Here is a 14,481-nt window from a genome sequence, read left to right as displayed (position 1 = left end):
ATATATGAAGAATGCAACGTTCTACCTTCTGGACAACGACACCCATCAGGATGGCCTCAGCGCCGTAGAACAGCTGGTGTGTGAAATTGCCGCAGAACGTTGGCGCGCAGGTAAACGCGTTCTGATTGCCTGTGAAGATGAACAGCAGGCGATTCGTCTTGACGAAGCGCTGTGGGCGCGCCCGCCGGAGAGTTTTGTGCCGCATAACCTGTCAGGCGAAGGTCCACGCGGCGGCGCACCGGTTGAAATTGCCTGGCCGCAAAAGCGCAACAGCAGCGCGCGCGATATTCTGATTAGCCTGCGGATAGATTTTGCAGATTTTGCCACCGCTTTCACAGAAGTGGTAGACTTTGTCCCTTACGAAGAATCTTTGAAACAACTGGCGCGCGAACGCTATAAAGCGTACCGCCTGGCTGGTTTTAACCTGAATACGGCAACCTGGAAATAATGGAAAAGACATATAACCCACGCGATATCGAACAGCCGCTTTACGAGCACTGGGAACAGCAGGGCTATTTCAAGCCTAACGGCGACGAAAGCAAAGAGTCCTTCTGCATCATGATCCCGCCGCCGAACGTCACCGGCAGTTTGCATATGGGTCATGCTTTCCAGCAGACCATCATGGACACCATGATCCGCTACCAGCGCATGCAGGGTAAAAACACCCTGTGGCAGGCGGGGACTGACCACGCGGGTATCGCGACCCAGATGGTGGTTGAGCGTAAAATTGCCGCTGAAGAAGGAAAAACCCGCCACGACTACGGTCGCGACGCGTTCATCGACAAAATCTGGCAGTGGAAAGCGGAATCAGGCGGCACCATTACCCGTCAGATGCGCCGTCTCGGCAACTCCGTTGACTGGGAGCGCGAGCGCTTCACCATGGATGAAGGCCTGTCCAACGCCGTTAAAGAAGTCTTCGTCCGCCTCTACAAAGAAGACCTGATTTACCGCGGCAAGCGCCTGGTAAACTGGGACCCGAAACTGCGTACCGCAATCTCCGACCTGGAAGTGGAAAACCGCGAGTCTAAAGGCTCCATGTGGCACATCCGCTATCCGCTGGCCGACGGCGCAAAAACCGCCGACGGTAAAGATTACCTGGTGGTCGCGACCACCCGTCCGGAAACCCTGCTGGGCGATACCGGCGTGGCCGTTAACCCGGAAGATCCGCGTTATAAAGATCTGATCGGTAAATTCGTGGTACTGCCGCTGGTGAACCGTCGTATTCCGATTGTGGGCGACGAACACGCCGACATGGAAAAAGGCACCGGCTGCGTAAAAATCACCCCGGCTCACGACTTCAACGACTACGAAGTCGGTCGTCGTCACGCCCTGCCGATGATCAACATTCTGACCTTCGACGGCGATATCCGCGAAAGTGCAGAAGTGTATGACACCAAAGGCAACGAATCCGACGTTTACTCAAGCGACATCCCGGCTGAATTCCAGAAGCTGGAACGTTTTGCTGCGCGTAAAGCCATCGTGGCTGCCGTTGACGCACTCGGCCTGCTGGAAGAGATTAAACCTCACGATCTGACCGTGCCGTACGGCGACCGTGGCGGCGTGGTTATCGAGCCAATGCTGACCGACCAGTGGTATGTGCGTGCCGACGTGCTGGCGAAACCGGCTGTTGAAGCGGTTGAGAACGGCAGCATCCAGTTCGTGCCGAAGCAGTACGAAAACATGTACTTCTCCTGGATGCGCGATATTCAGGACTGGTGTATCTCCCGTCAGCTGTGGTGGGGTCACCGCATCCCGGCATGGTATGACAACGAAGGCAATGTCTACGTTGGTCGCACCGAAGACGAAGTCCGTCAGGAAAACAACCTGAGCGCGGATGTAGCCCTGCGTCAGGATGAAGACGTGCTGGATACCTGGTTCTCCTCCGCGCTGTGGACCTTCTCCACCCTCGGCTGGCCAGAAAACACCGACGCGCTGCGTCAGTTCCACCCAACCAGCGTAATGGTGTCTGGCTTCGACATCATCTTCTTCTGGATTGCCCGCATGATCATGATGACCATGCACTTCATCAAAGACGAAGACGGCAAGCCGCAGGTTCCGTTCCATACCGTCTACATGACCGGTCTGATCCGCGACGACGAAGGCCAGAAGATGTCCAAGTCCAAGGGCAACGTGATTGACCCGCTGGATATGGTTGACGGTATTTCTCTGGAAGACCTGCTGGAAAAACGCACCGGCAACATGATGCAGCCGCAGCTGGCTGAGAAAATCCGCAAGCGCACCGAGAAGCAGTTCCCGAACGGGATTGAGTCTCACGGTACCGACGCCCTGCGCTTCACCCTGGCGGCGCTGGCCTCTACCGGCCGCGACATCAACTGGGACATGAAGCGTCTTGAAGGTTACCGTAACTTCTGTAACAAGCTGTGGAACGCCAGCCGCTTCGTGCTGATGAACACAGAAGATCAGGACTGCGGCTTCAACGGCGGCGAGATGACGCTGTCACTGGCGGACCGCTGGATCCTGGCGGAATTCAACCAGACGGTGAAGGCCTTCCGCGACGCGCTGGACAGCTACCGCTTCGATATCGCAGCGGGCATCCTGTACGAGTTCACCTGGAACCAGTTCTGTGACTGGTACCTGGAGCTGGCGAAGCCGGTGATGAACGGTGGTTCTGAAGCAGAGCTGCGCGGCACGCGCAATACGCTGATTACCGTTCTGGAAGGCCTGCTGCGCCTGGCGCATCCGGTCATTCCATTCATCACCGAAACCATCTGGCAGCGCGTGAAGGTGATTGCGGGCATTAACGCAGACACCATCATGCTGCAGCCGTTCCCGGAATTCGATGCTGCTAAGGTTGATGAAGCCGCATCAGCGGATACCGAGTGGCTGAAACAGGCGATCGTTGCGGTACGTAACATCCGTGCTGAAATGAATATCGCCCCGGGCAAACCACTGGAGCTGCTGCTGCGCGGCTGCAGCGAAGCGGCTGTTCGTCGCGTCACCGAGAACAACACCTTCCTGAAAACCATGGCGCGTCTGGAAAGCATCACCGTGCTGCCTGCTGATGACAAAGGTCCGGTTTCCGTGACCAAAATCATCGACGGCGCCGAGCTGCTGATCCCGATGGCGGGTCTCATCGACAAAGACGCTGAGCTGGCTCGTCTGGCGAAAGAAGTGGCGAAAGTCGACGTGGAAATCGGCAAAATCGAAAGCAAACTGGCGAACGAAGGCTTTGTCGCCCGTGCGCCGGAAGCGGTCATCGCGAAAGAGCGTGAGCGTCTGGTTGCCTTCGCCGATGCGAAGACCAAGCTGATTGAGCAGCAGGCGGTTATTGCAGCCCTGTAATGCTATTACCCCTTACGCTTCATGGCGTAAGGGGTACCCTTCCTGAAAACTCCTCGCTTGCACTCCTTTTTCTGCGGTGCTATTAACAGCAGTTGTGTGTCAATTTTTGTAATGAGTAATGCTATGAGCGTGATTACCCCCGTCGCGACGACGATGCGTCGGATCGCTGTGCAGGACAACCCGGCTATCGCCGCCGTTATCCGTACGGTTTCTGCCGAATATGGCCTGACGGCTGACAAAGGCTATACGGTTGCCGACCCAAATCTCGACGAGCTTTTCCAGCTTTACAGCCAGCCGGGCCATGCCTACTGGATAATTGAACAGAACGGCCAGGTTGTGGGCGGCGGCGGCGTAGCGCCACTCAGCTGCAGCGAGCCGGATATCTGTGAGCTGCAGAAAATGTATTTCCTGCCAGCGGCGCGCGGGCAAGGTCTGGCGAAAAAGCTGGCGCTGGTGGCTCTGGAGCACGCGCGCACCCAAGGTTTTAAACGCTGTTACCTCGAAACTACCGCTTTCCTCAAAGAGGCCATCGGCCTGTATGAACATCTGGGCTTTGAGCATATTGATGCACCGCTGGGCTGTACCGGCCACGTTGATTGCGAAGTCAGGATGCTGAAAAATCTGTAACTATCTTTGCTGCCCCCTTCTGTTAAGCGGCGCAGAACTGAATGCTCTACACTCTCAGTTCACACCACAACGGGGGAAACACGATGTCGAAGATAAAAAGCTACGCCGCACCGCAGGCGGGTGCAGAACTTGAACTGTACGAGTACGATGCGGGCGAACTAAAAGCAGAAGACGTCGAAGTACAGGTTGATTACTGCGGGATCTGCCACTCGGATCTCTCGATGATCGACAACGAATGGGGCTTTTCAAGCTATCCACTGATCGCAGGGCACGAGGTCATTGGCCGCGTTGTTGCGCTCGGTAGCGCCGCGCAGGACAAGGGGCTAAAAGTGGGCCAGCGCGTGGGCATTGGCTGGACGGCACGCAGCTGTGGCCACTGCGACGCGTGTATTAGCGGCAACCAGATCAACTGCCTCGAAGGCGCCGTTCCCACTATTCTGAACAAAGGCGGTTTTGCCGATAAGCTGCGCGCCGACTGGCAATGGGTCATTCCTCTGCCGGACAGCATTGATATTGAGTCCGCCGGTCCGCTGCTGTGCGGCGGTATTACCGTCTTCAAACCGCTGCTGATGCACCATATTACTGCCACCAGCCGCGTGGGCGTCATCGGTATTGGCGGCCTGGGGCATATTGCCATCAAACTGCTGCACGCAATGGGCTGTGAAGTGACGGCGTTCAGCTCGAACCCAGCGAAAGAGAAAGAAGTTCTGGCGATGGGCGCGGATAAAGTCGTGAACAGCCGCGATCCGGAAGCCCTGAACGCGCTGGCGGGTCAGTTTGACCTGATCATTAACACCGTCAACGTCGATCTCAACTGGCAGCCGTACTTTGAAGCGCTGGCTTACGGCGGTAACTTCCACACCGTGGGTGCCGTGATGAAGCCGCTGCCGGTCCCGGCGTTTACCCTGATCGGCGGGGATCGCAGCGTATCCGGTTCTGCGACCGGCACGCCGTTCGAGTTGCGCAAACTGATGAAGTTTGCTGGACGCACGAAAGTGGCACCGACCACCGAGCTGTACCCGATGTCGAAAATCAACGAAGCCATCCAGCACGTGCGCGACGGCAAAGCCCGCTATCGCGTGGTGTTGAAAGCGGATTTTTGATGTGAGATTGCCGGGGAATGTGCGGCCTGGTGCCCTCACCCCAACCCTCTCCCACGGGGAGAGGGCGCAAACACTAAAAACGGTAACGGTTGTTACCGTTTTGCATCTACCATGGCCTTAAACACCTCTGCCACCGCGACCGCTCCCGGATCCATCACCCCGTCCAGATTCTCTTTGTTTACATACGATGAGCGCCCCGCACCGGCTTTCTCCATTTTCGCCGTTGCCTCTGCCCCCTGCTGTGCCGCCTGCACTGCCGCCTGAAGATCGCCTTTCTGCAAGGCTTCCAGCGCCGGTTGCAGAGCATCGATCAGCGTGCGATCGCCGAGATCCGCCCCGCCGTACTGCTTCATCTGCGCCAGCCCGCTCAGCAAAGCTTCCGGTAGCGGCTGTCCATCGTGAAGCTTTTGCCCGGCCGCGGTAAAGAAGATCGACATCAACACTCCGCTCGATCCCCCCATCACCGTGGCCAGCCGTTCGCCCACCAGCAACAGCAGCTTAGACATATCGTTAAGCGGGAGCGTGTTTTCTTCCAGGCGCTGCGCAATATCTCGCGCGCCTTGCGCAAAGGTGGAACCGGTATCGCCATCCCCCACTTTCGCATCCAGCGCGTTCAGGCGGTTTTCCAGCTGGATCAGCGTATTCGTCACTGAGGAGACACATTCTCTCACCCGCGTGTTGTCCGATGGGGTGAATTCCACACGATCGTGAATGGCGCTATGTGCCACGGTACGCATCGGTGCAAACGCCACCGGCTTCTGCCAGCCCAGCGTCTCGACGTCTTCATGAAGCGCCTTTTCGAAAAAATCGTTGAGCTTCAGCAGCGTCAAAGAAAAACCTTTCATGTCCAGCGCGCTGACCAGCGGCGCAGGGCCAATCAGGTACGCGATCTCCTCTTTCAGCGCCGAGTGCGCCAGCTCTTTCGTCAGCAGCGCCATCTCCAGCGCCGATACGCCGCCAAGATTGTTAATCAATACCGCAAAGCGCCCCTTACCCGCCTGCGCCCTCAACGGTGCCACCAGCGTGTCGATAATCGCTTTGCTGTTTTGCGTATCCACCACGGAAGCTCCGGGTTCGCCGTGAATGCCCAGACCCAGCTCGACGTGGCCTTGCTTAATGCGCCCCTCTTCATCGTCGCTGCCCGGCAGGTTACAGGTTTGCATCGCCACGCCCAGGCTCCAGAGGTTGTCGCAGGCCTGTTGTGCAATCTCCCGCACTTCGCTCAGCGATTTCCCGTGCTCCGCCGCATAGCCCGCAATCTTGTGCACCAGTGCCGTACCGGCAATACCGCGCGGCTGTTTGTTGTCCGGCAGCGCAATGTCGTCCGCCACAATCACCATCTCAACCTTCAGGCCATAGCGTTTGGCCTTTTCAGCGGCCAGGCCGAAGTTCAGGCGGTCACCGGTATAGTTTTTGACGATCAGCAGACAGCCGCGATCGCCCGTGACCGCAACGATGGCATTGAGCACCGCATCCACGCTCGGCGAGGCAAACAGATCGCCACACACTGCCGCCGTCAGCATACCTTTACCGACAAACCCGGCGTGCGCGGGTTCGTGACCTGAGCCGCCGCCGGAGATCACCGCCACGCGACTTTTGTCCCAGTCGCCGCGCGCGACAATCCTGATAGCCGGATCGATATCGAGTTTGACAAGGTTTGCGTGCGGCGCAGAGAGCAGTATGCCTTCTATGGCATCGTTGACCAGCTGTTTGCGGTCGTTAAAGAAGAATCTGGACATAGTTTCCCACTATTTTGTGAACCGTATGCAAAAGCATAGTCCGCACTGGATAATGCGCCGCAAAGTCAGCAATTTACTCAGCCAAATTGCCGTCAGGTTGCCTATACTGCACCCAGGACTAAGAGAGGAAGCGCATCATGAGTACACCATTGTTCATTGCCCGGACGCTGGAAAAAGAGCTGTATTTACTGCCCGCGATGGCAAACCGCCACGGTCTGATCACCGGTGCGACCGGGACGGGCAAAACCGTCACCCTGCAAAAGCTGGCGGAGTCGCTTTCAGAGATTGGCGTACCGGTCTTTATGGCTGACGTGAAAGGCGATTTAACCGGTGTGGCTCAGGAGGGTACCGCCTCTGAAAAACTGCTCGAACGGCTGAAGAATATTGGCATCACGGACTGGACCCCGCACGGTAATCCGGTGGTCGTCTGGGACATCTTCGGCGAGAAAGGCCACCCGGTACGCGCTACCGTCTCCGATCTCGGCCCGCTGCTGCTGGCTCGCCTGCTTAACCTCAATGACGTACAGTCCGGAGTGCTGAACATTATCTTCCGCATTGCCGATGACCAGGGTCTGCTGCTGCTCGATTTCAAAGATCTGCGGGCCATTACCCAGTACATCGGCGATAACGCGAAATCCTTCCAGAACCAGTACGGCAATATCAGCAGCGCGTCGGTGGGTGCCATTCAGCGCGGGCTACTGACGCTTGAGCAACAGGGCGCCGAGCACTTCTTCGGTGAACCCATGCTGGATATCAAAGACTGGATGCGCACCGACAGCAGCGGCAAAGGCATTATTAATATCCTGAGTTCAGAGAAGCTCTACCAGATGCCGAAGCTCTACGCCGCCAGCCTGCTGTGGATGCTCTCTGAGCTTTACGAGCAGTTACCCGAAGCTGGCGATCTGGATAAACCGAAGCTGGTCTTCTTCTTCGACGAAGCGCACCTGCTGTTCAACGACGCACCGCAGGTATTGCTGGACAAGATTGAACAGGTGATTCGCCTGATCCGCTCCAAAGGCGTCGGCGTCTGGTTTGTGTCGCAAAACCCGTCGGACGTCCCGGACAACGTACTGGGTCAGCTCGGCAACCGCGTGCAGCACGCCCTGCGCGCCTTTACGCCGAAAGATCAAAAAGCGGTGAAAGCCGCGGCGCAAACCATGCGTGCCAACCCGGCCTTTGATACCGAAGCGGCGATTCAGGCGTTAGGCACTGGTGAAGCGCTGATCTCGTTCCTTGATGCGAAGGGCAGCCCGTCCGTGGTGGAACGCGCAATGGTGATCGCCCCCTGCTCGCGCATGGGGCCGGTGACGGACGATGAGCGCAACGGACTGATTAACCACTCCCCGGTGTACGGAAAGTACGAAGACGAGGTGGATCGCGAATCTGCGTTCGAAATGCTGCAAAAAGGGGTGCAGGCGACCACCGAATCGCAGGATGCGCCAGCTGCCAAAGGGCAGTCTGTCGCGGTGGATGACGGTATTCTCGGTGGACTCAAAGACATTCTGTTCGGCAGCACCGGGCCGCGCGGCGGCAAGCGTGATGGCGTGGTGCAGACCATGGCGAAAAGCGCCGCGCGGCAGGTCACGAATCAGATAGTGCGCGGCATGCTGGGGAGTTTGCTAGGCGGCCGTCGTCGGTAGACGGGGAACCCACGGGCGGCCAAGCGCCGAACCCTGTACGCCGTTCTCATGCAGATAGCGGTCGATTTCCACCATCCCCGTCCAGCGGTTCTCACACCACAGCGGTGCCAGAAGCGTTGGGCGGCGGGCGCTGGCGGAAATGCGGTGGTAAACAATCTCCGGCGGCGTGTGGCGAATCATCTCCCCTGCCGTCACCGTATACTCGTCGAGTTCGATTCCGTTCAACCGTCCGGCTTCCCAGGCTTTCGCCATAATGCTGCCCTTAACGATATGCAGCGGGTGCAGCTTGATGCCGTCCACGCCGGTTTCAACCACCTTTTCCAGCGTTTCAAGACCATGCTGTTGACCTTCACCGGGTAACCCAACAATCAGATGCGAACAGACCTTCAGCCCGCGCTCGCGCGCAAGGCGCGTGGTGCGCTGGTAGCAGGCAAAATCATGGCCACGGTTGATCCGGTGCAGCGTTTTGTCATGCGCGGTCTGTAGACCTAGCTCCAGCCAGATCTCATAGCCTTGCTCTTTATACTCGCTGAGCAGGTCCAGCACCGCGTCCGGTACGCAGTCCGGGCGCGTACCCACGCAGAGCCCGACAATATTGGCCTGGCTGACGGCCTGCTGATACATGTCGCGCAGCACCTGCACCTCCGCCCACGTGCTGGTGTAGGCCTGAAAATAGGCCAGATATTGCTTCGCACGGTTTACCAGACTCGCCTGATGTGAAAGCTGCTCGACAATGGAGCGGTGCTGCTGGGTCTCATCAGCAAACGAGGCAACGTTACAGAAGGTGCAGCCGCCGCGCCCAATCGTGCCATCCCGGTTTGGGCAGCTAAACCCACCATTCAGCGTCAGCTTGTGAACCTTTTGACCGTAACGCTGCAAAAGATCCCCACCAAACATATTGACTAATTTCTGTAACTGCATAATCTGATAGACCGTCCCGGAGAAAGGGGACAAGCCTGCCATTTTTAGCCTCTGTCGGCGATGACCTGGATCAATCGCCCTGGACGGCCTTTATCTCTATGAATAAATACTCAAGATTACTGCAATTTCATTCACCCCAGTCGTAATTACTTTTCCTTATGTTCTGATTGTTTTTTTCATTTATAGCGCCACCACGGTAAAACAGTGGCTTTATGCGGGTTTGCAGCCAATACCAGATTATTATTCTGGCATGAAACCGCTATTCAGCACGCTACATTGATAATACCGCTTTCATATAGTGAGTCAGATCACACTCCGCTACGTCCCGCCTGGGCATACAATCAATGTAAAAATAGTTAAATACTCTTTAAATACAAAGAGATAACACCTCTTTAGCACATTTTTGTATAAATAAGATTGCCATTTGACCTGTGTACCAATTCCCGATAAGTTGGAAATCCGCTGGAAGCTTTCTGGATGAGCGGCCTGCTCATCATATTTATGCAGTAATTGAGATTCCCTCTGAAGCAAGTCCTCAAACTTGTTTACCTGCGCGAAAGGATGAAAAAGAGGGCGAATGCGAGGTCCGCGTATGAAACGCAAACCCCGTCGCCATGCTCTTTCTGCGCCTGTGCGCCACGGTTAAGTTCAGAGAGAAGCCCGACGAGCCTGGGGAGGTTCACTGATATGTTGTACGATAAATCCCTTGAGAAGGATAACTGTGGTTTCGGCCTGATCGCCCACATAGAAGGCGAACCTAGCCACAAGGTAGTGCGTACTGCTATTCACGCACTGGCCCGAATGCAGCACCGTGGCGCCATCCTTGCCGATGGTAAAACCGGCGACGGTTGCGGCCTGCTGCTGCAAAAACCCGATCGTTTCTTCCGCATCGTGGCGGAAGAGCGCGGCTGGCGTTTAGCCAAAAACTACGCTGTCGGTATGCTGTTCCTGAATCAGGATCCTGAAAAGGCTGCAGCCTCACGCCGCATCGTCGAAGAAGAACTTCAGCGTGAAACCCTGTCTATTGTCGGCTGGCGTAATGTCCCAACCAACGAAGGGGTGCTCGGTGAAATCGCCCTCTCCTCGCTGCCTCGCATTGAACAGATTTTCGTCAATGCGCCTGCGGGCTGGCGTCCACGTGATATGGAACGCCGTCTGTTTATCGCCCGTCGCCGCATTGAAAAACGTCTCCAGGACGATAAAGAGTTCTACGTTTGTAGCCTTTCAAACCTGGTCAACATCTATAAAGGTCTGTGTATGCCGGCTGACCTGCCGCGCTTCTACCTGGACCTGGCGGACCTGCGTCTGGAATCGGCCATTTGCCTGTTCCACCAGCGCTTCTCCACCAACACCGTACCTCGCTGGCCGCTGGCTCAGCCGTTCCGCTATCTGGCGCACAACGGCGAGATCAACACTATTACCGGTAACCGCCAGTGGGCCCGCGCCCGTACCTATAAGTTCCAGACACCACTGATCCCTGACCTGCACGATGCCGCGCCGTTCGTGAACGAAACCGGCTCGGACTCCAGCTCTATGGATAACATGCTGGAACTGCTGCTGGCGGGCGGGATGGACATCGTTCGCGCCATGCGTCTGCTCGTGCCACCGGCCTGGCAGAACAACCCGGATATGGATCCGGAACTGCGCGCGTTCTTCGACTTTAACTCCATGCACATGGAGCCGTGGGACGGCCCGGCGGGCATCGTGATGTCCGACGGTCGTTTTGCCGCCTGTAACCTGGACCGTAACGGTCTGCGTCCGGCGCGCTACGTCATCACCAAAGATAAGCTCATCACCTGCGCCTCTGAAGTCGGCATCTGGGATTACCAGCCTGACGAAGTGGTTGAAAAAGGCCGCGTCGGTCCGGGCGAGCTGATGGTAATCGACACCCGCGGTGGGCGCATTCTGCACTCCGCCGAAACCGACAACGATCTGAAGAGCCGCCATCCGTACAAAGAGTGGATGGAGAAAAACGTGCGTCGCCTGGTGCCGTTTGAAGACCTGTCGGACGAAGAAGTGGGCAGCCGTGAGCTGGACGACGATACCCTCGCCAGCTACCAGAAGCAGTTTAACTACAGCGCGGAAGAGCTGGATTCGGTTATCCGCGTGCTCGGTGAAAACGGCCAGGAAGCGGTCGGCTCCATGGGTGACGATACCCCGTTTGCCGTGCTCTCCAGCCAGCCGCGCATCATTTATGACTACTTCCGTCAGCAGTTTGCGCAGGTCACCAACCCGCCAATCGACCCGCTGCGTGAAGCACACGTGATGTCGCTGGCCACCAGCATTGGTCGCGAGATGAACGTCTTCTGCGAGGCCGAAGGCCAGGCGCACCGTTTGACCTTTAAATCGCCGATCCTGCTGTACTCCGACTTCAAACAGCTCACTACCATGAAAGAGGAGCACTATCGCGCCGACACGCTCGACATTACGTTTGACGTGAACGACGCGAGCCTCGAAGAGACGGTGAATGCGCTGTGTGACAAAGCCGAACAGATGGTACGTAACGGTACCGTTCTGCTGGTGCTGTCCGACCGTAATATCGCGAAAAACCGTCTGCCGGTGCCTGCACCGATGGCGGTTGGCGCTATCCAGACGCGTCTGGTCGATAAGAGCCTGCGCTGCGACGCCAACATCATTGTTGAAACCGCCAGCGCCCGCGACCCGCACCACTTTGCCGTACTGTTAGGCTTTGGTGCGACGGCAATCTACCCGTATCTGGCCTACGAAACGCTGGCCCGTCTGGTGGATACCCGCGCGATCGACAAAGACTACCGTGCAGTGATGCTTAACTACCGTAACGGCATCAACAAAGGTCTGTACAAGATCATGTCCAAAATGGGCATCTCGACCATTGCCTCCTACCGCTGTTCGAAGCTGTTTGAAGCGGTCGGCCTGCATGATGAGGTCGCCAACCTCTGCTTCCAGGGCGTGGTCAGCCGCATCGGCGGCGCCGGTTTTGCTGACTTCCAGCAGGATCTGGTGAACCTGTCTAAACGCGCCTGGCTGGCACGTAAGCCGCTGGATCAGGGCGGTCTGCTGAAATACGTTCACGGCGGCGAGTATCATGCCTATAACCCGGACGTGGTGCGCACGCTGCAGCAGGCGGTTCAGAGCGGCGAATACAGCGATTATCAGCAGTATGCTGAGCTGGTAAATAACCGTCCGGCGGCGACGCTGCGCGACCTCATTGCCCTCAATCCGGGTGATGAAGCGGTCAGCATTGACGACGTGGAGCCTGCATCCGAACTGTTCAAACGCTTCGACACCGCGGCGATGTCCATCGGCGCGCTGAGCCCGGAAGCCCACGAAGCGCTGGCGGAAGCCATGAACAGCATCGGCGGCAACTCCAACTCAGGCGAAGGCGGTGAAGACCCTGCGCGTTACGGTACTAACAAAGTCTCCCGCATCAAGCAGGTGGCATCCGGTCGCTTTGGCGTCACGCCAGCGTACCTGGTCAACGCCGACGTGATTCAGATTAAAGTCGCTCAGGGTGCAAAACCGGGCGAAGGCGGTCAGTTGCCGGGTGATAAAGTCACGCCGTACATCGCCAAACTGCGCTACTCCGTGCCGGGCGTGACGCTGATCTCTCCGCCACCGCACCACGATATCTACTCTATCGAGGATCTGGCGCAGCTGATTTTCGACCTGAAACAGGTCAACCCGAAAGCAATGATCTCCGTGAAGCTGGTTTCCGAACCGGGCGTCGGTACCATCGCCACCGGTGTGGCGAAAGCCTATGCGGACCTCATCACCATCGCCGGTTACGACGGCGGTACCGGTGCAAGCCCGCTCTCCTCCGTGAAATATGCGGGCTGCCCGTGGGAACTTGGTCTGGTGGAAACCCAGCAGGCTCTGGTGGCTAACGGTCTGCGTCACAAGATCCGCCTGCAGGTGGATGGCGGCCTGAAAACCGGCCTCGACATCATCAAAGCGGCGATTCTGGGCGCTGAAAGCTTCGGCTTCGGTACCGGCCCGATGGTTGCGCTGGGCTGTAAATACCTGCGTATTTGCCACCTGAATAACTGTGCAACCGGCGTAGCTACCCAGGATGAGAAGCTGCGTAAGAACCACTACCACGGCCTGCCGTTCAAAGTGACCAACTACTTTGACTTCATCGCCCGTGAAACCCGCGAGCTGATGGCCCAGCTGGGCGTGAAACGCCTGGTGGACCTGATTGGCCGTACCGACCTGCTGAAAGAGCTGGAAGGCTTCACCGCGAAGCAGCAGAAGCTGGAGCTGAGCAAGCTGCTGGAAACCGCGCAGCCGCATCCTGGCAAAGCGGTTTACTGCACCGAGAACAACCCGCCGTTCGATAACGGCGTGCTGAACACGCAGCTACTGCAGCAGGCGAAACCGTACGTGGACGACAAGCAGAGCAAAACGTTCTGGTTTGATATCCGCAACACTGACCGTTCCGTGGGTGCCTCCCTCTCCGGTTATATCGCGCAAACGCACGGTGACCAGGGGCTGGCGGCGGATCCGATTACCGCGCACTTCAGCGGTACCGCGGGTCAGAGCTTCGGCGTGTGGAACGCAGGCGGCGTTGAGCTGTACCTGACCGGCGATGCCAACGACTACGTCGGTAAAGGCATGGCGGGCGGTCTGCTGGCGGTGCGTCCTCCGGTCGGCTCAGCCTTCCGCAGCCATGAAGCGAGCATCATCGGTAACACCTGCCTGTACGGCGCGACCGGCGGCCGTCTGTTCGCAGCAGGTCGTGCGGGCGAGCGTTTTGCGGTGCGTAACTCCGGTGCTATCACCGTGGTGGAAGGCATTGGCGATAACGGTTGTGAATACATGACGGGCGGGATTGTTTGCGTCCTGGGTAAAACCGGCGTGAACTTTGGCGCAGGCATGACGGGCGGTTTTGCATATGTCCTGGACGAAGACGGTGAGTTCCGCAAACGCGTGAACCCGGAACTGGTGGAAGTGCTGGACGTTGATACGCTGGCCATCCACGAAGAACACCTGCGCGGTTTGATTACCGAACACGTGCAGCATACCGGTTCTTCGCGCGGCGAAGAGATCCTGGCTAACTGGCCGGCGTTCTCTGCGAAATTCGCGCTGGTTAAACCGAAGTCCAGCGATGTTAAAGCCCTGTTGGGTCACCGTAGTCGTAGCGCAGCAGAGCTGCGTGTGCAGGCGCAGTAA

The 14,481-nt window shown here is 57.5% G+C and carries 8 protein-coding genes; 6 read left to right on the top strand and 2 right to left on the bottom strand.

The window, feature by feature from the left end:
* Window positions 1–4 precede the first annotated feature (4 nt).
* The 4 genes from holC to ahr all read left to right on the top strand — a co-directional run bounded on the left by holC (window position 5) and on the right by ahr (window position 5,033).
* Window positions 5–448 (top strand): DNA polymerase III subunit chi, encoded by a 444-nt coding sequence (gene holC, locus ABR39_RS15735; RefSeq protein ID WP_008502815.1) that lies wholly within the window; start codon window positions 5–7, stop codon window positions 446–448.
* Window positions 448–3,303, top strand: coding sequence for a valine--tRNA ligase (locus tag ABR39_RS15730; RefSeq protein ID WP_047347687.1), 2,856 nt, complete (start codon window positions 448–450; stop codon window positions 3,301–3,303). The genes holC and ABR39_RS15730 overlap by 1 nt, the downstream gene beginning before the upstream one ends.
* 123 nt (window positions 3,304–3,426) lie before the next feature.
* Window positions 3,427–3,930 (top strand): GNAT family N-acetyltransferase, encoded by a 504-nt coding sequence (locus ABR39_RS15725; RefSeq protein WP_047347686.1) that lies wholly within the window; start codon window positions 3,427–3,429, stop codon window positions 3,928–3,930.
* Window positions 3,931–4,013: 83 nt separating this feature from the next.
* Complete coding sequence (gene ahr, locus ABR39_RS15720; RefSeq protein WP_032650403.1) at window positions 4,014–5,033, top strand: NADPH-dependent aldehyde reductase Ahr; 1,020 nt, start codon at window positions 4,014–4,016, stop codon at window positions 5,031–5,033.
* Between the two features lie 92 nt (window positions 5,034–5,125).
* Here ahr and ABR39_RS15715 read toward each other — a convergent pair whose 3' ends face one another.
* Window positions 5,126–6,772, bottom strand: coding sequence for a glycerone kinase (locus ABR39_RS15715; protein ID WP_047347685.1), 1,647 nt, complete (start codon window positions 6,770–6,772; stop codon window positions 5,126–5,128).
* Window positions 6,773–6,909: 137 nt separating this feature from the next.
* Between ABR39_RS15715 and ABR39_RS15710 the strand changes: the two genes are divergently transcribed.
* Window positions 6,910–8,412 (top strand): helicase HerA-like C-terminal domain-containing protein, encoded by a 1,503-nt coding sequence (locus ABR39_RS15710; protein WP_047347684.1) that lies wholly within the window; start codon window positions 6,910–6,912, stop codon window positions 8,410–8,412.
* Here the strand turns inward: ABR39_RS15710 and ABR39_RS15705 are convergent.
* Window positions 8,392–9,333, bottom strand: coding sequence for a TIGR01212 family radical SAM protein (locus ABR39_RS15705; protein ID WP_123156794.1), 942 nt, complete (start codon window positions 9,331–9,333; stop codon window positions 8,392–8,394). The genes ABR39_RS15710 and ABR39_RS15705 overlap by 21 nt on opposite strands.
* Before the next feature lie 687 nt (window positions 9,334–10,020).
* Here ABR39_RS15705 and gltB point away from each other — a divergent pair.
* A complete protein-coding gene (gene gltB, locus ABR39_RS15700) occupies window positions 10,021–14,481 on the top strand; it encodes a glutamate synthase large subunit (RefSeq protein ID WP_048339052.1) in 4,461 nt (1,486 codons plus the stop codon).

It is taken from the genome of Enterobacter genomosp. O (assembly GCF_001022965.1).
GTDB lineage: Bacteria > Pseudomonadota > Gammaproteobacteria > Enterobacterales > Enterobacteriaceae > Enterobacter > Enterobacter cloacae_L.
Note: the sequence above shows the minus strand (reverse complement) of the source record. Positions and strands in the feature narration are given on the sequence as shown.